Origin of the sequence: Nocardioides sp. YIM B13467 (assembly GCF_042788075.1) — a bacterium.
In the GTDB taxonomy this organism is placed as follows: Bacteria; Actinomycetota; Actinomycetes; order Propionibacteriales; family Nocardioidaceae; genus Nocardioides.
The window spans coordinates 826,390-844,558 of sequence record NZ_JBHZPJ010000046.1; the positions used below are offsets into that span (position 1 = coordinate 826,390).

Sequence of the window (18,169 nt, forward strand, 5' to 3'; positions counted from 1 at the left end):
GATCAGGCGTACGGGTCAGGCGTCGTCCATCAACTCTTCGGCCGCCGGCTCGGTGACGGTGAGCTTCTCCCCGTGCTTGCTGAGGTCCATCTTGATCTCGTTGCCCGTTCCCATGGCCATGGTCAGGCGGATCGGCTGGCCCGCTGGGTCGAACCAGCCCTCGAGAGTGCCGTCGCCCTCTCCGGTGACGTCCTCATCGACCGCGAACGAGTAGTGCGCGAGATCTGCGCCGTCGACGTCCTCCTGCCCGACATAGGTGGTCGAGTCGTCATCTGCCTCTCCACGCAGGTCCTCGAAGAGGCTGTACGGGCTCGGCACCAGCGCGGAGACCAACCCGCTGAACATGCCGTCGTCCTTCATCCACTCCTTGTCGTTGTCCATCCGCACGTAGGTCGTCTCGTCGATGGCGATGATCTCCATGACGGTCTGGCCATCGGCCTCGTCCACCGTCAGCTTCGTCTGGGAGACCACCGGCTCACGCTGGTAATCACCTTCACTGGAGGCGCTGACACTCGCTCCGTCCTCGACGGCCTTGATGCCCATCTCGACATGGATCGTCGACATTGCCTCAGCTGCGGTGTCGATCAGCTGCTCGGCCTCGGCCTTCGTCAGCTTGGCGCCGGCCTCGAACCCCGGCCCTTCCGCGGCGGCCTCGCCAGCCTTCTCCGAGCTCCCACCGCACGCGGCGAGGGTGGACATCGCGCTGAGCGCGAGAGCGGCCGCCGCGAGTCGGTGACCGTACTTCATGGTGTGCACTTCTGTGTGCCTTTCAAGACTGATCCGGAGACCGATCGCTCCCGAGCGCAGTCAGTCGAAACACGCGCATTCTGCGCACAATCTCTTTACCTCCGCGGGGATATCGCCAAACCGTTATCCGGCCGAGCCGGCGTTCCACGATTCCGGGCACTGCCCGTCCGGCTCGGCCCGGGGCGTACGATCTCGGTGTGACTGAGCTGCGCTTCGTTGAGGTCGGGACGATCGACTACCTGGACGCCTGGGAGCTGCAGAAGCAGGTCCATCAACGCGTCGTCGACCGCGAAGAGCCCGACACGGTGCTGCTGCTCGAGCACCCGCCGACCTACACCGCGGGGAAGCGTACGAAGCCGGAGGACCGGCCTGCGGATCCCGGCGGCGCCCCGGTGATCGACGTCGACCGCGGTGGCGAGGTGACCTTCCACGGCCCCGGCCAGATCGTCGCCTACCCGATCGTGCGGCTGCCGGAGAAGGTCAAGGTCGTCGACTTCGTACGCCGCCTGGAGCAGGCGATGATCCGCACCTGCGCCGAGTTCGGCGTCACCGCCTACCGTGTCCCCGGCCGCAGCGGCGTGTGGCTGCCCGCTGGCGAGACTCCTGACGGCGTACGCCGCCTGGAGCGCAAGGTCGGTGCGATCGGGCTGCGGGTCAGCCAGCACGTGACCATGCACGGCATCGCGCTGAACTGCGACGTCGACCTGGGCTGGTACGAGCGGTTCGTGCCGTGCGGTATCTCCGACGCCGGAGTCACCACCCTCTCGATCGAGGCCGGGCGGCAGATCGGCAACGCCGAGGCGATGCCGGTGCTCCACGCGCAGATCGCGGAGATGCTCTCCTGGCGCGACTACGAGCAGGGCCCGAGCCTCGAGGCCAAGCCGGACCCGGCGAAGACGCCACGGGTTCCGCTGCTCTCCCCCAGCCTGGGCTGAGCGGGCCGGCGACGGTCGGTGTGACCGACCAGTAGCCGCCTGCCTTCGAGGTTCCACCACCACGCGGCGTACCCTTGTGGGGTGACTCAAGCTCCTGCCCCAGAAGGTCGCAAGCTCCTCCGTCTCGAGGTCCGCAACGCGCAGACTCCGATCGAACGCAAACCGGAGTGGATCAAGACCAAAGCGAAGATGGGGCCGGAATACAAGGAGCTCACCGCGCTGGTGAAGTCCGAGGGCCTGCACACGGTGTGCCAGGAGGCCGGCTGCCCCAACATCTTCGAGTGCTGGGAGGACCGCGAGGCCACCTTCCTCATCGGTGGCGACCAGTGCACCCGGCGCTGCGACTTCTGCCAGATCGACACCGGCAAGCCGACCGACCTCGACCGCGACGAGCCCCGCCGCGTTGCCGAGTCCGTGCAGACCATGGGCCTGAAGTACGCCACCATCACCGGCGTCGCCCGTGACGACCTCGCCGACGGTGGTGCCTGGCTCTACGCCGAGACCGTCAAGCAGATCCACGAGCTCAACCCCGAGACCGGCGTCGAGAACCTCATCCCCGACTTCAACGGCATCCCGGAGCTTCTCCAGGAGGTCTTCGAGTCCCGTCCCGAGGTCCTCGCGCACAACGTCGAGACCGTCCCGCGGATCTTCAAGCGGATCCGTCCGGCGTTCCGCTACGAGCGTTCGCTCGACGTGATCACCCAGGCTCGCGACTTCGGCCTGGTCACCAAGTCCAACCTGATCCTCGGCATGGGCGAGACCCGCGAAGAGGTCTCCGAGGCGCTGCGCGACCTGCACGCGGCCGGCTGCGAGCTGATCACGATCACGCAGTACCTGCGCCCGAGCGTGCGCCACCACCCGGTCGAGCGGTGGGTCAAGCCCGAGGAGTTCATCGAGCTCCAGGCCGAGGCCGAGGAGATCGGCTTCTCCGGCGTCATGTCCGGTCCGCTCGTTCGTTCGTCCTACCGCGCCGGTCGGCTGTACCGTCAGGCGATCGAGGCGCGCGACGCCTCCTCCGTGGCCTGAGTCCCTGCGTACGAGAAACTGAAAGAGGAAGATGTCCCAGACCGACCCGAGCAGCATGAGTCGCCGCCAGCAGATGGTGGAGACCTACAAGCTCACCAAGCAGTCAGACCCCAAGATCGGCCTCATCCTCGGCTCGATCTTCGTGGTCGTCGCCGCGGTCGCCGGCGTGATCTTCTGGTTCCTGCCCGGCGAGGGCATCTTCTCCTGGATCTTCACGATCGTCGGCGCTCTGCTGGCCGGCCTCCTCGCTGCGATGGTGGTCTTCTCGCGGCGCGCGCAGAAGGTGATGTACGCCCGGCTCGAGGGCCAGGTCGGTGGCGGCTACGCCGCCCTGACCATGCTCCGCCGAGGCTGGACCGTCACCCAGGCCGTGGGTGTCGAGCCGCGCAGCCAGACGCTGGTCCACCGCGTGGTCGGTCCTCCGGGAGTCGTCCTCGTCGGCGAGGGCAACAGCCCGAGCAAGGTGCGCTCGCTGCTGGCCAGCACCAAGCGCACCCACGCCCGCGTCCTGTCCGAGGTGCCGATCACGACCGTCGTGGCCGGCAACGGTGAGGACGAGGTGCCGCTGCCGCAGCTGACCAAGCACGTCACCAAGATCGGCCGCAACGTCTCCGGCCCCGAGATCACCGACATCCTCAACCGCCTCAAGGCCGTCGACGCCACCCGCGGCACCATGCCGATCCCGAAGGGCCCGGTCCCGACCTCGATGAAGGGCATGCGCGGCAACCTCCGCGGCCGCTGACCGTCACAGCCGGCGTGCCCGGATCGCGTAGAGAAGCGGGATCCGGGGCGCCTGCTCGGGCAGCCTGAACCAGCCGTCCTCCCCCGCCACCATGGACGGGAAACGGGGCCACGGCAGCCGCTCGTCCTCGCGTACGACCTCGATCCGTAGACCGGCGCCCGCGAGAGCGGTGACGACCTCGCCGACCCCGTGACGCCACTCGTACGCCGTCGTGGCGGTGCTCAGGGCCGGGCCGTCGGTGTAGGTGTGGGTCGAGTCCTTCGCGATCGCGCCCCGGCCCGCGAGGTAGTCGTGGCGCAGTTCCAGGGAGTCCTCCCGCCCCGGCTCCGGCACCTCGCCGAGAGCGTCGAGGAGCGGGTGGAACTCGGCCAGGTAGAGAAACCCGCCGGGCTTGAGCAGATCGTGGACGACCCGCGCCCACAGGTCGATGTCGGGTAGGTAGCAGACCGCGCCCTTGCCCGTGTAGACGACGTCGAACCGGCCGGCGCCCAGGACCTCGACGGCGTCGTGGACGTCGGCCTCGTGGTAGTCGACGGCCAGCCCGCGCTCGGCGGCGATCCGGCGCGCCGCGGCCACGGCCTCGGCCGAGATGTCCAGCCCGTACGTCACCGCTCCCCGCTGCGCGAACGCCACCGTCTCGGTGCCGAGATGACACTGCAGATGCACGACCTCGCGGCCGGACAGCTCACCGAGGTCGCTCCACTCGTAGTCGGCGAACCACGACTCCGCGGGCCGCGACCCGTCGATGCCGTAGAAGGCGCTGGCGACGTGGATCGGCGTACGAGCGTCCCAGTTGGCCCGGTTGGCCTCGATCTGCCGGGTGATTTCGTGGTCGAGAGTCATGCAGACACGGTCCCACGAACGGCACAGGGCCGGTCCCCGTTCGGGGACCGGCCCTGCTGCGTACGAACTGGCTGTCAGCCGGCCATGCTCGGCATGTCGGTGACCTGGTCCGCCGGCGGCGCTTCGATGGTCACGTCCTCGCCGTGCTTGGACAGGACCATCTCGACGGTGCCCATGTCGCCCATGCCGACCTCGGCCTTGCGGAGCAGGCCGTCGCCGTCGACCCAGATGTCCTGGTCGATCGTCTTGGGCATGCCCTTGGTGCTGTCGGCGCCGAGGCTCTCGGCGAGCCCCGCGGAGTCGACGGTGAAGCTGTAGTGCTTGGTGTCGGTGCCGTCCAGCTTCTCCTCGCCCTCGAACTTGGAGGACTTGATGGACTCCTCCATGCCCTCGAAGAACGCGAGCGGGTTGCTCATCGACTCCAGGCTGGTGCCGCCCATCTTGGCGAGGTCTTCGGTGCTCGCGGTCACCCACGAGTCGCCCATCATGCCCTTGATGTAGATCTTCTCGTCGACAAGGATCGTCTCCAGATCCATGTTCATCGAGCCACCACTCATCTTCATGGTGGAGTGCTGCGCCGGCGGCTCCTTCTGGATGTCGCCCTCGCCGGTCATCGAGACCGTCTGACCCGACGCCTTCGCGTCCATCTTCGTGGTGAAGTGGGCGGTGTCGATGTCGGTCGCCTTCTTCATCACCTCGGTCATCTCCTCGGCCGAGACCGAGTCACCCTCGCTGGCGCCGCCGGCCCCACCACCGCCACCGCAGGCCACCAGGCCCGAGAGCGATACGGCCAGCACGCCTGCCACAGCGGCGCGGCGCCAGAGGCCACGTGGCCCGAGAGTACGGTTGAGCGTCATTGAGCTTCCCTTCGTGTTTGCCGCTGCTTGCGGCTGACCGGTCAAACCTACCCCCGGATGCCTCTCAACCAACCCGGCGAAACACGTGTCGATAGGTCTGAAGCGTGACGGTCGCCGTACCTGCCGCCAGATCGTGGAGCCCGCGCCGGTCAGGACGGAAGACCAGCGGCGGTACGACGAGGACGACCAGGATCTGACGGGCGATGCTCCGCAGCGGATCGAGCGGGCGTAGGTCCGGCTCACCGGCCGTGACCCGCACCGTACGCAGGCGAGTGACGAGCTTGCCGAAGGAGCCGCCGCCGAGCGTGGTGAAGACCGCCGTCTGCACGATGAAGACGACCAGGATCCACAGGTTGTCGGTCGGCCGGGGGTCGACACCGGCGAGCAGCGACCCGAACGGCAGGGCCCGTACGCCGAGGAAGACCGACGCCACCAGCGACGACGCGAGCCAGTCGATGAACAGGGCCAGGACGCGCCTGCCCCAGCTCGCGGTGTCATAAGGCAGAGTGGGCGTCGCAGGAGTGGCGGAACTGGTCACGTCGTAAGCGTAGGCGGCAACGTCTTGAGGGGTGAGATCCGGGATGGTTGCCGATCAAATCACACAACCTGTTACATGCCTGAAACATTTGCGACACTCCTGTGCAACCGTCCCTTCGTAATTTGCGTGGCACGGTCGGATCCATGAGGGTCCGGCCTCGATCGCGAGAGACCTATCTGGCTCTGCCCGACCGGGTGAGCCAAGGAGGATTGATGTTCAGCACTGACGACGAACTCTTGAAGTTCATCTCTGACGAGGGGGTCGAGTTCGTCGACATCCGTTTCGTCGACCTGCCTGGCGTCCAGCAGCACTTCACGGTGCCCGTGTCGTCGTTCAACCTGGAGCCGATGGCCTTCGACGGTTCGTCGATCCGTGGTTTCCAGACGATCAACGAGTCCGACATGGCGCTCTACCCGGACGTCACGACTGCGTACATCGACCCGTTCCGCGCCGCGAAGACCCTCGCGCTGATGTACTTCGTGCACGACCCGATCACCGGGGAGGCCTACTCTCGCGACCCGCGCAACATCGCGCGCAAGGCCCTGGCGTACCTCGCCTCGACCGGCATCGGTGACACCGCGTTCTTCGCTCCCGAGGCGGAGTTCTTCATCTTCGACAAGGTCGCCTACAACACCTCCGAGGGCGAGTCGTTCTACAAGATCGACTCCGTCGAGGCCTGGTGGAACTCGGGTGCCGACAAGAACCCCGACGGCTCGGACAACCTGGGCTACAAGACGCGCTACAAGGGCGGCTACTTCCCGGTCTCCCCCACCGACCACTTCGCCGACCTGCGCGACACGATGGTCAAGAACCTCGAGGCCTCCGGCCTGCTCGTCGAGCGCGCCCACCACGAGGTCGGCACCGCCGGCCAGGCGGAGATCAACTACAAGTTCGACACGCTGCTCAAGGCTGCCGACGATGTCATGAAGTTCAAGTACATCGTCAAGAACACCGCCTGGGAGGCCGGCAAGACGGTCACCTTCATGCCGAAGCCCGTCTTCGGTGACAACGGCTCGGGCATGCACGTCCACCAGTCGATCTGGAACGCCGGCGAGCCGCTGTTCTACGACGAGACCGGCTACGGCGGCCTCTCCGACATGGCCCGCTGGTACATCGGCGGCATCCTGAAGCACGCCCCGTCGGTGCTGGCGTTCACCAACCCGACCGTGAACTCCTTCCACCGCCTGGTCCCGGGCTTCGAGGCTCCGATCTCGCTGGTCTACTCCTCGCGCAACCGCTCCGCCGCGGTCCGCATCCCGATCACCGGCACCAACCCGAAGGCCAAGCGCGTCGAGACCCGGTTCCCGGACCCGTCCTCGAACCCGTACCTCGCCTTCTCGGCCCTGCTCCTCGCCGGCATCGACGGTATCCAGAACAAGATCGAGCCGCCGGCTCCGATCGACAAGGACATCTACGAGCTTCCGCCGGACGAGATGGCCGAGATCAACCAGGTGCCGACCTCCCTCGGTGCCGTCCTGTCGGCTCTGGAGAGCGACCACGACTTCCTCACCGTGGGCGACGTCTTCACCCCCGACCTGATCGAGACCTGGATCGACTACAAGACCAACGACGAGATCCTCCCGATCCAGCTCCGCCCGCACCCGCACGAGTTCGAGCTCTACTACGACATCTAAATCCTGGGTTTCGGTGACCTGCTGACCTGCAGCGAGTCGGACTCTGAAACCCAGAACTCCCTCGGATGACGTCAGTCATCCGAGGGAGTTCTGGGTTTGGAACGCCGCGTCAGCCCGGGAACTTGTCAGCGAGTATGTCGATCTTCTCGATCTGCGGCTCGGAGAAGAGAACGCCGGTGTTGGGCCCGAGCGCCTGGCCGACACCGCCGGCGAGGTGCGCGTCTCGGGCTTCGTCGTTCGGGAACACGTCGTACACGCCGAAGGTCGATGGGCCGAACTGGATGGCGAACCAGGCGATGGTGCCCGGCTCTTCCACCACGATCGACCGCGCTCCGGTGAGGAACCCTGCGAGTTCCTTCTCCTTGCCAGGCTAGGCCTCGAGGCGCACGAGCAAAGCTTTGGTCAGCATGGGTTGGACTCCTTCGTCTCTGAAGGTGCACAGCTTCGGCCTGACGGCCAGCGAGTGGCAGTACCCCACGACCACCATACAAACTCATGTGTCCGACGTCACCCGCAAGCAGTCGCCCCGCAAAATAGGGCGATGTGGCCAGCAGACCGGCGAGGTGGGCGAGAGTGCGGGCCAGGGTCCTGGTCAGAATCTGCGGCACCGCTATGCGACGTAAGCGCGTCGATCACCACCCACAGGTCGACAAGGATCAGCAACGTCCAGGCGACCACGCACGCCACAATCGCAGCGGAGCGGCCGCGATCGACAGGGAGTCCCGCGCTCGACGTCAACGGATCACCGGCGTCCGCGTCGACCGAAGGCCTCACCACCGGCAATGGTGGTCGCAGCATCGAGCGTCGACGCCATCCACCCAACGCGCCATCGAGTCCTGCGCCTTGGTAGGTGTGAGCTGGGGCCCGGCGTGGAACGCATGTCGTCACAACCCGACTACGGGGCGGCTTCTTCGCCAGGCAGACGGGTCCGGCGTCGGGCGAGGAGGCGATAGCGTTCGGCGGCGATGGTGGTGTCCGCGCCGTGCCCGGGATGCACCACGGTGTCGTGGGGAAGGCTGAGGAGCCGGCGGAGGATCGATTCCTCGAGGGTTCTTCGGTCGCTGTAGGAACGCCCGGTCGCCCCGGGACCGCCGTGGAAGAGGGTGTCACCGGTGAACACGCAACCCAGGTCGGGTGCATGCAGGCACACCGCTCCGGGGGCGTGACCAGGTGTGTGGAGGACATGGAGGCTGGTCCCTCCCACCGAGATCGTCATCTGGTCTGCCAGGTCGACATCCCACCGCGTGGGGTCGGAATCGTCGATGTTGCCGTGCGTGAGCTCCCACAGCGGCCTGTCGTCGGGATGCAACATGATGGGCGCCACGAGCCGCTTCCGAAGTGCCGGTGCAACGCGGACGTGGTCGTCGTGGGCGTGGGTGCACACGATGGCTTTGACCGTGCGCTCCCCCACGACGGCGAGGATGTCGTCGACCGAATGCGGTGCGTCGACGATGACGCACTCGTCGTCGTCTCCGATCACCCAGATGTTGTTGTCGACGTCGAAGGTCTCACCGTCGAGGGAGAAGGTGCCAGCCGTGACCGCGTGGTCGACCTGGACGTCACCGGCCATCAGAGGACCACCACGGACCGCAGCACGTCGCCGTTGTGCATCATGTCGAAGGCGGCCTCGATGTCTCCGAGGCCGATCTCCTCGGTCACGAACGCGTCGAGGTCGAGCCGTCCCTGGCGATAGAGGTCGACCAGCATCGGGAAGTCGCGGCTGGGCAGGCAATCGCCGTACCAGCTGGACTTCAGCGCTCCGCCGCGACCGAACACGTCGATCAGCGGGATGTCCGGTACCTTCATGTCCGGCGTCGGGACGCCGACCAGGACCACCGTGCCGGCCAGATCACGAGCGTAGAACGCCTGCTTCCACGTCTCCGGCCGGCCCGCTGCATCGACCACCACGTCGGCGCCATCGGCGCCGTCGTAAGTCTCCGCGCAGATCCGCTTGATCTCCTCGACCGGGTCGACCTGCGAGGAGTCGACAGTGTGGGTCGCCCCCATCTCCTTGGCCTTGGCCAGCTTCCTGGCCTCGATGTCGACCGCGATGATCGGGCTTGCGCCAGCGAGGGCGGCGCCGGCGATGGCGGCGACACCCACACCACCGCAGCCGATGACCGCAATGCTCCGGCCGCGGGTGACGGCGCCGGTATTGATGGCGGCGCCGATGCCGGCCATGACGCCACAGCCGAGGAGGCCGACCGCGGCAGGACGCGCATCGGCGTCGACCTTGGTGCACTGGCCCGCCGCCACCAAGGTCTTCTCCGCGAAGGCGCCGATCCCGAGCGCGGGGCTGAGCTCGGCGCCGGCATCAGGGCCATCTGCAAGCGTCATCTTCTGCTCGGCGTTGTGCGTGGCGAAGCAGTAGTGCGCATCGCCCCGGCTGGCAGGCACGACACTCACCGCAGATCGCACGCCAGTTGAGCACCACGAAGTCGCCCGGCGCGACGCGGCTCACATCCGGGCCGACCGACTCCACCACACCGGCGGCCTCGTGCCCCAGCAGGAACGGAAACTCGTCGTTGATGCCGCCCTCACGGTAGTGGAGGTCGGTGTGGCACACCCCGCAGGTCATCACCTGCACGACCACCTCGCCGGGACCCGGGTCAGGGACATTGATGTTCACGATCTCGACCGGAGCTCCCTTCGAACGGGCGATGACGGCGCGGACGGTCTGGGGCACAGCAGTTCTCCTTGGCTGGGAACAAACGGAGGATGGGATCGAGACAGGGCTGATCAGTCGCCGAGCCAGGTCAGCAGCGGGTGGCGCGTGGCGCTGTTCGCACCGGACAGAGTGCGCAGAGCGCCGCGGGCGAACACCAATGGCTCGCACTGAGGGCGCTCGACGGCCAGGTCCAGTACGCGCCCCAGGATCATCTGGTGATCTCCCGCTGGGGTCACGGACTCAAGCTCACAGTCGAGGATCGCCAGGGACTTGCGGATCCGCGGGTTTCCGCGGCGTCCGGGATCCCATTCGACCTTCCGAAAGCGGTCGCCCTGCCGGCGGGCGAAGACATCGCACACCCACTGCTGGTCGTGGGCGAGCACGTTCACAGCAAACGAGCCCGCGTCGCTGAGTGCCTTCATGGTCGAAGAGCTCTCCATCGCGAAGAAGGCGATCAGCGGTGGCTCGAGCGATACCGAGACCAGGCTCCCGATGGTGCACCCGACCGGCTGGTCGCCCTCGGTCGTGGTCACGACGGCAACCGATGTCGGCACGTGGCCGAGCACATGACGCATGTGTGAAGGATCCATCCTCGGGGATGCCTCTCGTTCCGCTTGCAGCAGCATTGCTCCTCCTGGTTCCGGTGAGATGCCTAGTGAAGACGGTCACACCTCACCCTCGCTTGTGCGCTGCGTCACAGGGTGGGGCGGGCGATTGGTGGATGCGTGCAATCGCCCGGCATCGCTTGACGGCTTCTGTCAGGGATCTCATCCGATTGCCTTCTCCGTCCAACCCGGGGCCTCGCATTCGTACCGAGGCAGCAAGAACCGCAGACGGTCCAGGGCGCAGTCTGTCCATCACCTGCTGTGACCGCCGTCTCATTCGGGGGTCACTTCCCTACCTCAAACCAAGGAGGCGTCATGGACCTGGGACTGCTGATCCTCAGGGTTCTGATCGGCTCGTTGCTCGTCGCACATGCAGCTCAGAAGTCGTTGGGCTGGTTCTCGGGGCCTGGCATCGACGGCGCGACAGCCATCTTCGACAAGCTCGGTCAGCGGCCGGCACGGGCGATGGTGCTGGTCGCCGTGGCCTGTGAGTCCACGGGAGGCGTGCTGGTCTTGACCGGCCTAGCGACTCCGCTCGGCGCCGCGGTCTGTGTCGGCACGATGATCGTGGCCGGCGCCTCGATGCAGAGGGTGTCCGGAAGCTTCTGGAACGCCACCGGTGGCGGCGAGTACCCGTATGTACTTGCCGTAGTCAGCGCATCGATCGGCTTCGCTGGCGCAGGCTCCTACTCGTTGGACCGCGTCCTCAGCTCTCCCTGGTACAACCCGAGCGCGACGAACGCAGCCCTGATCGGGCTGGGCGTCCTCGTCGCGGCGGCCGTCGCGGCGACGCCGACTCTGCTTCGGAGCCGTACGCGGACGGCCGCCGAGTCCTCATGAGGACTCGGCACACCCAACCCCCTTATGACCGACCCGTTCCCTTCCACTCAACTCAGGAGAACTCGATGACTCAGACCACCGACCCTCAGGTCTCGGCCAACGCCCTTGCCGACGAGCTCGCCGCCGACCGGCGCACCGACGCCGAACTGACTCGTGAAGAGGTGATCGCCCGGAACCTCGCCGCCGTCGAGGCGCACTTCCACAACGAGAACCCGGACGACGTCGACAAGGCGATCGCCCTCTACACCGACGACATCACATGGGAGGCGCCGTCGCGGGGAATGGTCTACACCGACCCCGCGGACGTCCGCGCCGCCTACTTGGACATCTTCAAGACGTTGGTCTACGACAAGACCATCGCCTTGCGCAGGTTCGCGACGGAGCAGTTCGTCTTCGACGACCAGATCGCCCACGTGACCGTCGTCGGCGACAAGATGCCGAACCTGCGGTTCCCGATCGGGACCAAGCTCAGCGTTCGGCTCGTCCACTGCTTCCAGATGCGCGACGGCAAGATCGCACGCGAGATCGCCTATGAGACCTGGCGCGAACGTGACGGTGTTCTCGACCACGACAGCATCCCGGATGACGCCGTTGTCGAACTCTTCGACCAGACGGTCGGAAAGCACGCACCCTCAGCGTGAAGCGACCCTGCCGGCCCGTCGCCCGCGAGCGCCAGCCGGCAGCGAGCTACACCAGCCTCCCGAATTCGAACGCCCACGCCACTCTGCATGACGAGGAAGAGAACCTTGCACGCCACTATTCCGCACTGGATCAACGGACGACCCTATCTCGATGCCGCCGCGCCGAAGCTGCCGGTCGAGGACCCAGCGACCGGGGAGCAGGTCGCCGAGGTGACCTTGGCCGACGACGCCACCGTGAAGATCGCCGTCGACGCTGCCCTCGGCGCGGCCGCCGGCTGGGCCGCACTCCCCGCAGCACGCCGCGCACAGGCACTCTACGCCTTCCGCGAACTCGTGCGTGATCACATCGACGAACTCGCGGCCATGATCACCACTCAGCACGGCAAGACCCTCGATGACGCGCGCGGTGAGGTCACTCGCGGTCTTGACGCCGTCGAGCTCGCCTGCGGCGTGCCAGGCCTGATGAAGGGCGAGATGTCGGAGCAGACCGGTCGCAACATCGACACGTACTCCACCCTGCATCCTCTCGGCGTCGTCGTCGGAATCACCCCGTTCAACTTCCCGGTGATGATCCCGCTGATGATGGCCTCGGTGGCGATCGCGGCCGGCAACGCCTTCGTCCTCAAACCCAGCGAGCAGGATCCTGGCCCGGCGCTTCGGATCGCCGAGCTCGCCCAGGAAGCCGGAATCCCCGACGGCATCTTCACCATCGTCAACGGTCAGCGGGAGTGCGTCGAGGCCTTGGTCGACCACCCCGACGTCGCCGCTGTGTCTTTCGTCGGCTCCACCCCGATCGCGCACTCGATCTACCGGCGCGCCGCCGAAGCCGGCAAGCGGGCACAAGCGTTCGGTGGAGCCAAGAACCATCTGGTCGTGATGCCGGATGCCCCGATCGAGTCGGCGGCCGACGCGATCTCCTCTGCGGCGTTCGGAGCGGCGGGGCAGAGGTGCATGGCGATCTCGGTAGCGGTAGCAGTCGGCGACATCGCCGATGACCTGGTGGCGGCGCTGAAGCAACGGACCGAGGGCATCCGGGTCGGCCCTGGCACTGATCCCGCAACGGAGGTCGGTCCCGTAGTCAGCCGGGTCGCCCGGGACCGGATCCGACACCTGGTCAGCGGCGCTGTCGACGCCGGCGCTGTGCCGGTTGTCGACCGGAGCCGAATCGAGGTCGGCGGACACCCAGGCGGTCACTTCGTCGGCCCCGTCCTGCTGGACCAGGTTGCTCCCGACTCTGAACTCTACCGTACGGAGGTCTTCGGACCGGTCCTCGCTGTGGTGCGCGTGGACACCCTGGACGAGGCCCTGGAGCTGATCCGCACTCACGAGTACGGCAACGGAGCGTCGATCTTCACCCGCTCGGGCAACGCGGCCCACCGATTCCAACGGGAGGCGAGCGCCGGGATGGTCGGCATCAACGTCCCGATCCCAGTCCCGGTCTCCACCTACGCCGTCGCCGGATGGAAGCGGTCGCGGTTCGGCGACACCGGTCTGACCAACGCGTCGTGGACCTTCTACACCCAGCCGAAGTACGTCACCAGCCGGTGGGACGACACGGTCGCCGGCATGGACTTCGGCTTCCGGCCGAACTGACATCGACCCCCACGAACAGGGAGACCAAATGCGCATCATCGGATACGACCACCAAGGTGTGCGTCACCTCGGCGCGCTGACCCATCTGGACAAGGTGGTGCCGCTCGGCACCGCTGACAATTTCTACCGCGACCCCGCCGCAGCGATGGCCCGCCAGAGCGACCGTTCGCCCCTCGACCTGGCCAAGCTCACACAGGTTCCGTTCGTGCCGCTCACTGCTCGGATCTTCTGCGTGGGCATCAACTACCACTCCCACGCGGGGGAATCAAAGGACGTCGCTGGATTAGACCTGCCAACGGTGCCGATGATCTTCGGTCGCTGGCAACAGTCGCTGGTCGTCAACGGAGCGCCGGTCCCACAGCCGCTCAACGAGGGCCTGGACTGGGAAGTCGAGCTCGCAGCAGTCATCAAGGACGAGGTCTTCGCTGCGGGCCAAGACGCCCTCGACCACGTTCTCGGGTACACCGCCTTCAACGATCTGAGCGCGCGCAAGAAGCAGATCGCCACAACCCAGTTCACCCTCGGCAAGAACCCTGATCGCAGCGGCCCCATCGGCCCGGCCCTGGTGACGCCGGACGAGATCGACCCGACGAACCTCGAGGTCCGCACACGGGTCAACGGGGTGGAGAAGCAGGCCGGCAACACCCGCGACCTCATCCACAGCGTGGCGGACATCATCCGCTACATCACCGACACCGTCACGCTGCTCCCTGGCGACGTCATCGCCACCGGCACGCCCGGCGGTGTCGGCGTCGGACGCACACCTCAGGAGTTCCTCTACGCCGGCGATGTCGTCGAGGTCGAGGTCGAAGGTGTCGGAGTCCTCCGGAACCGGATCGTGACGAGGGCAGAGCTTTGACCCGCCCATCCCCTGGTGCTGGTCTCGACGGCGGAGCGGCGTTTCCCGAACCCGAGGCGGCGATGGCGAAGCTCCGCGGCGCCGCGCTCGCCGTCCCCGTCGAGGCGATCTACCGCGACTCCAAGATCGGCGAGATCTACGAAGGAGCCAACGAGGTCCACCAGTGGGTCATCGCGCGTCAGATCCGCGGCCGAGAACTCACGGGCTGACCGTCAGCAAACCCTCAACGCATATATCCAACTCGATCAGTCATCAGTAGAGAAGGGAACCACAATGACCACCACCGAAGAGCATCCCACCTACACACCGACCCGAACGACCAGTTCCGACGTGAGCGCCGGGCACGAGGCGCTCATCGAGCGCGCGCGGAGCCTGGTGCCTCTCCTCGCGGAGCACGCCGACGCGACCGAGAAGGCCCGACGGCTCGTTCCCGAAGTCGAGCAGGCCCTGCGAGACGCCGGCATGTTCAAGCTCACTGTGCCGCGACGCTTCGGCGGACACCAGGCCGACATGCGCACCTACATCGCCGTCACTTCCGAACTCGCCCGGGGATGCAGCTCTGCCGCGTGGGTCACGATGATCCTTGGCGGCGGCGCCTTCAGCACCTCCCTGTTCTCCGATCGCGCCCAGATGGACGTGTGGGGAGAGGCCCCGGACGCCGCCGTGGCCGGTGTTCTCACCCCGTCTGCGACCAGCCGCAAGGTCGAGGGCGGTCACGTCGTCTCCGGCCGGTGGATGTGGAACTCCGGGTGCTACAACGCTCAGTGGACCGTGCTCGCCGCGCCGATCAACGACGAGAACGGGCAGATGGTCGACCTCGGTCTTCTTCTCGTGCCCTACAGCGACCTCACGATCGAGGACACCTGGTACGTCGCCGGCATGCAGGGAACCGGGTCCAACACGGCCGTCGGGGACGAGATCTTCGTGCCCGACCACCGCATCATCTCCATGCTCGGCCTCTCGGTCGGCCAGCACGCCTCGGAGCACCCGGAGGAAGTCGAGTACCAGGCACCCCCAGTCACCGCCCTGACCCTGGCCATCCTCGGCCCGCAGCTCGGCATCGCCCAAGCAGCGCTCGAGCGCACTCGCGAGACCCTTGCCAAGGGGAAGCCGATCGCCTACTCCACCTACCAGCGCTCGATCGACGCGCCCTCGTACCAACTCAACTTCGCTGACGCGACGTCGCTCATCGACACGGCCAAGCTGCACGCGTTCCGTGCTGCTGACGACATCGACGCCTGGGGCCGCGCCGGCGAGTTCCCCGCTGATCTCGGCCGAGCGCGGGTCCGAATGGACATCGCCGTCGCGGCCACCCGTCTGCGTGAGGCAGTCGACCTGCTCCTCAACATCGGCGGTGCCGGCAGCTTCGCACAGGCGAATCCGATCAACCGCATCTGGAGGGACCTCGAGACCGCCAGCCGTCACGGCTACATCAACTCCGACCTGTCGCGTGAGATCTACGCCCGCGCACTGCTGGGGATCGAGCCGCAGGTCAGCCAGGCGTTCTGACCTCCAAAGCAGGCACCAGTGGTGGGGGGGGAACAANTCAGCTTCGCGGTCCGGTTCCTCTTCGCCGCCGGCGCGTTCTGGCTCCTGGACGCGACCGGTCCGCGGGTCCTGCTGAGCGTGCTGGCCACCTTCTTCAGCGGGCTGACGCTGCCGCTCAACCTCTTCCCCGACGGCCTGCGCCAAGTCGCGCTGGCGCTGCCGTTCGCCTCCTACATCCAGACCCCGGCCGACATCTGGCTGGGCCGTCACACCGGGCTCGACATGCTCGCCGCGATCGGGCTGCAGGTCGTGTGGGCGGTCGTCCTGCTGGCGACGTGCGCGCTCGTGCTGCGCGCGGCGACCCGCAAGGTGGTGGTCCAGGGTGGTTGAGCACGTTGCTCACGCGGTGCGCGCCTACTGGCTCATCGCGGCGCTGTGGATCCGGGCGGCGATGGCCTATCCGGTCTCGTTCTGGACGATGACGGTCGGTGGCGTACTCATCACCTTCCTCGACTTCGTGGCGATCTGGCTGATGTTCAGCCACATCGACACCTACGGCGGCTTCACGCTGCGCGAGATCGCCCTGCTCTACGGGGTCACCTCGATCGCGTTCCGGGTCGCCGACATGCTGGTCGGGAGCGTTGAGAAGATCGGTCAGAAGGTACGCAGCGGCGATCTCGACGCGATGATGACCAAGCCGGTCCCGGTGCTGGTGCAGCTGTGTGCCGACCGGTTCGAGCTGCGCCGGCTCGGCCAGATCGCCCAGGGCATCGCGGTGTTCGCGTGGGCGGCGCCGATCGTGGACTGGACCCCACAGCGCCTGCTGGTGCTCGTGGTGGCGCTCGTCTCGGGCGTGGTCATCTACTTCTGCGTGTTCGTGACCTTCTCGACGATCCAGTTCTGGACCACGGACGCCTCGGAGTTCGCCAACGCCTTCACCTACGGCGGCAACACGATCATGCAGTACCCGATGACGATCTTCCCGCGCGAGGTCGTCCGGTCACTGACCTACCTGCTGCCGCTGGCGTTCGTGAACTGGTATCCGTGCCTGTTCCTGCTCGGCCTCCACGACCCGTTCGGGGCACCGGACTGGTTCCGCTTCGCCTCACCCCTGGCCGCGCTGGCGCTGGTCGGCGTGACCACGCTGGTGTGGCGTCAGGGGCTTCGTCGTTATCGATCCACCGGGAGCTGATGTGGCACTGATCGAGGTGCGGGACCTGTCCCGAGAGTTCACGATCCGCAAGAAGGCGGGTCGTTTGAGGCGTACGTCGGTGGTCAAGCACGCCGTCCACGACCTCTCCTTCGAGATCGACGCCGGCGAGATGGTCGGCTACATCGGCCCCAACGGCGCCGGGAAGTCGACCACGATCAAGATGCTCACCGGGATCCTGGTGCCCTCCGGCGGGTCGGCGCGGGTGGCGGGCCTGGAGCCCTCCCGCCAGCGCCGGGAGCTGGCCCGGCGGATCGGGGTGGTCTTCGGGCAGCGTACGTCGCTGTGGTGGGACCTGCCGCTGCGCGACTCGTTCGAGCTGCTGCGGCGGATCTACCGGATCCCCGACAAGACCTTCCGCCGCAACCTCGAGGACCACGTCGCGCTGCTCGACCTCGGCGACCTGTTGGACACCCCGGTGCGGCAGCTGAGCCTGGGACAGCGAATGCGTGGCGACATCGCCGCGGCGCTGCTCCACGACCCCGAGATCCTCTATCTCGACGAGCCGACGATCGGTCTCGACGTCATCTCCAAAGGGCGCTTGCGGGAGTTCCTGCGCGCCCTCAACCACGAGCGTGGGACGACCCTGATGCTCACCACGCACGACCTGCAGGACATCGAGGCGCTGTGCGACCGGGTCATCGTCATCGACCACGGCACCGCCGTCTTCGACGGCCCCCTGCCGTCGTTGCGAGCCAACGGCGACGCCTCCCGCACCCTCGTGGTCGACCTCGTCGACGAGGCCTCCCCCATCGCCATCGAGGGCGCTCGGGTCGTGAAGGTCGAGGGCCCCCGCCAGTGGCTCTCCTTCCCCGCCGGCGCCTCCGCCGCCCCGCTGGTCGCGCAGGTCGCCGCTGCGTACGACGTCGCCGACCTGTCCATCCACGAGCCCGACATCGAGGACGTCATCCGGCAGCTCTACTCGCGCTGACCCTGGCGGGAC

General features: G+C 67.0%; 21 protein-coding genes and 1 pseudogene. 13 read left to right on the forward strand and 9 right to left on the reverse strand.

Annotated features, from left to right (window positions below):
• Positions 1-15: 15 nt before the first annotated feature.
• The gene (locus ACFX43_RS11090; protein WP_378820605.1) at positions 16-747 is read right to left on the reverse strand and encodes a hypothetical protein; all 732 of its coding nucleotides are present in this window, start codon (positions 745-747) and stop codon (positions 16-18) included.
• A gap of 197 nt (positions 748-944) precedes the next feature.
• Here ACFX43_RS11090 and lipB point away from each other — a divergent pair, with 197 nt between their 5' ends.
• The 3 genes from lipB to ACFX43_RS11105 all read left to right on the forward strand — a co-directional run bounded on the left by lipB (position 945) and on the right by ACFX43_RS11105 (position 3,450).
• Entirely contained in the window at positions 945-1,682 is a 738-nt protein-coding gene (gene lipB, locus ACFX43_RS11095) for a lipoyl(octanoyl) transferase LipB (protein ID WP_378820607.1), read from the forward strand.
• A gap of 81 nt (positions 1,683-1,763) precedes the next feature.
• Complete coding sequence (gene lipA / locus ACFX43_RS11100; protein ID WP_091040837.1) at positions 1,764-2,708, forward strand: lipoyl synthase; 945 nt, start codon at positions 1,764-1,766, stop codon at positions 2,706-2,708.
• Positions 2,709-2,739: 31 nt separating this feature from the next.
• Complete coding sequence (locus ACFX43_RS11105) at positions 2,740-3,450, forward strand: DUF4191 domain-containing protein (RefSeq protein WP_378820610.1); 711 nt, start codon at positions 2,740-2,742, stop codon at positions 3,448-3,450.
• Between the two features lie 3 nt (positions 3,451-3,453).
• On the opposite strand, the gene ACFX43_RS11110 is transcribed toward ACFX43_RS11105, so the two are convergent.
• The 3 genes from ACFX43_RS11110 to ACFX43_RS11120 form a co-directional block, all read right to left on the reverse strand.
• Positions 3,454-4,293: a class I SAM-dependent methyltransferase gene (locus ACFX43_RS11110; protein ID WP_378820613.1), complete on the reverse strand. Its 840-nt coding sequence runs from the start codon at positions 4,291-4,293 to the stop codon at positions 3,454-3,456.
• Between the two features lie 74 nt (positions 4,294-4,367).
• Positions 4,368-5,150, reverse strand: coding sequence for a DUF6612 family protein (locus ACFX43_RS11115; RefSeq protein WP_378820616.1), 783 nt, complete (start codon positions 5,148-5,150; stop codon positions 4,368-4,370).
• A 64-nt stretch (positions 5,151-5,214) separates the two neighbouring features.
• Complete coding sequence (locus ACFX43_RS11120) at positions 5,215-5,688, reverse strand: RDD family protein (RefSeq protein WP_378820619.1); 474 nt, start codon at positions 5,686-5,688, stop codon at positions 5,215-5,217.
• 212 nt (positions 5,689-5,900) lie between these two features.
• Here ACFX43_RS11120 and glnA point away from each other — a divergent pair, with 212 nt between their 5' ends.
• A complete protein-coding gene (glnA, locus tag ACFX43_RS11125) occupies positions 5,901-7,322 on the forward strand; it encodes a type I glutamate--ammonia ligase (RefSeq protein WP_160022394.1) in 1,422 nt (473 codons plus the stop codon).
• 109 nt (positions 7,323-7,431) lie between these two features.
• On the opposite strand, the pseudogene ACFX43_RS11130 reads toward glnA, so the two are convergent.
• The 5 genes and pseudogenes from ACFX43_RS11130 to ACFX43_RS11150 all read right to left on the reverse strand — a co-directional run bounded on the left by ACFX43_RS11130 (position 7,432) and on the right by ACFX43_RS11150 (position 10,565).
• A pseudogene (locus tag ACFX43_RS11130) lies at positions 7,432-7,731 on the reverse strand (putative quinol monooxygenase).
• A gap of 486 nt (positions 7,732-8,217) precedes the next feature.
• Positions 8,218-8,892 carry an MBL fold metallo-hydrolase gene (locus ACFX43_RS11135; protein ID WP_378820623.1) on the reverse strand — a complete coding sequence of 225 codons (675 nt, stop codon included), beginning with the start codon at positions 8,890-8,892 and terminating at the stop codon, positions 8,218-8,220.
• Positions 8,892-9,659, reverse strand: coding sequence for a zinc-binding dehydrogenase (locus tag ACFX43_RS11140; RefSeq protein WP_378840842.1), 768 nt, complete (start codon positions 9,657-9,659; stop codon positions 8,892-8,894). The genes ACFX43_RS11135 and ACFX43_RS11140 overlap by 1 nt, the downstream gene beginning before the upstream one ends.
• Positions 9,637-10,008, reverse strand: a complete 372-nt coding sequence (locus ACFX43_RS11145) for an alcohol dehydrogenase catalytic domain-containing protein (protein ID WP_378820625.1) — start codon at positions 10,006-10,008, stop codon at positions 9,637-9,639. The genes ACFX43_RS11140 and ACFX43_RS11145 overlap by 23 nt, the downstream gene beginning before the upstream one ends.
• A gap of 53 nt (positions 10,009-10,061) precedes the next feature.
• Entirely contained in the window at positions 10,062-10,565 is a 504-nt protein-coding gene (locus ACFX43_RS11150) for a flavin reductase family protein (RefSeq protein ID WP_378820627.1), read from the reverse strand.
• Positions 10,566-10,910: 345 nt separating this feature from the next.
• On the opposite strand from ACFX43_RS11150, the gene ACFX43_RS11155 reads away from it, so the two are divergent.
• The 9 genes from ACFX43_RS11155 (at position 10,911) to ACFX43_RS11195 (ending at position 18,157) form a co-directional block, all read left to right on the forward strand.
• On the forward strand, positions 10,911-11,435 hold the full coding sequence (locus tag ACFX43_RS11155; protein WP_378820629.1) for a DoxX family protein: 525 nt from the start codon (positions 10,911-10,913) through the stop codon (positions 11,433-11,435).
• Between the two features lie 65 nt (positions 11,436-11,500).
• Positions 11,501-12,076 (forward strand): nuclear transport factor 2 family protein, encoded by a 576-nt coding sequence (locus tag ACFX43_RS11160; protein ID WP_378820632.1) that lies wholly within the window; start codon positions 11,501-11,503, stop codon positions 12,074-12,076.
• A 105-nt stretch (positions 12,077-12,181) separates the two neighbouring features.
• The gene (locus tag ACFX43_RS11165; protein WP_378820634.1) at positions 12,182-13,669 is read left to right on the forward strand and encodes a CoA-acylating methylmalonate-semialdehyde dehydrogenase; all 1,488 of its coding nucleotides are present in this window, start codon (positions 12,182-12,184) and stop codon (positions 13,667-13,669) included.
• 28 nt (positions 13,670-13,697) lie between these two features.
• Complete coding sequence (locus ACFX43_RS11170) at positions 13,698-14,528, forward strand: fumarylacetoacetate hydrolase family protein (RefSeq protein WP_378820637.1); 831 nt, start codon at positions 13,698-13,700, stop codon at positions 14,526-14,528.
• Positions 14,525-14,737, forward strand: coding sequence for an acyl-CoA dehydrogenase family protein (locus ACFX43_RS11175; RefSeq protein WP_378820640.1), 213 nt, complete (start codon positions 14,525-14,527; stop codon positions 14,735-14,737). Before ACFX43_RS11170 ends, ACFX43_RS11175 begins: the two co-directional genes overlap by 4 nt.
• A gap of 64 nt (positions 14,738-14,801) precedes the next feature.
• Positions 14,802-16,037: an acyl-CoA dehydrogenase family protein gene (locus ACFX43_RS11180; protein WP_378820643.1), complete on the forward strand. Its 1,236-nt coding sequence runs from the start codon at positions 14,802-14,804 to the stop codon at positions 16,035-16,037.
• 21 nt (positions 16,038-16,058) lie between these two features.
• Entirely contained in the window at positions 16,059-16,406 is a 348-nt protein-coding gene (locus ACFX43_RS11185) for an ABC-2 family transporter protein (protein ID WP_378820647.1), read from the forward strand.
• The gene (locus ACFX43_RS11190; protein ID WP_378820648.1) at positions 16,399-17,208 is read left to right on the forward strand and encodes an ABC transporter permease; all 810 of its coding nucleotides are present in this window, start codon (positions 16,399-16,401) and stop codon (positions 17,206-17,208) included. The genes ACFX43_RS11185 and ACFX43_RS11190 overlap by 8 nt, the downstream gene beginning before the upstream one ends.
• 1 nt (position 17,209) lies before the next feature.
• Positions 17,210-18,157, forward strand: a complete 948-nt coding sequence (locus ACFX43_RS11195; RefSeq protein ID WP_378820651.1) for an ATP-binding cassette domain-containing protein — start codon at positions 17,210-17,212, stop codon at positions 18,155-18,157.
• Positions 18,158-18,169: the final 12 nt, after the last annotated feature.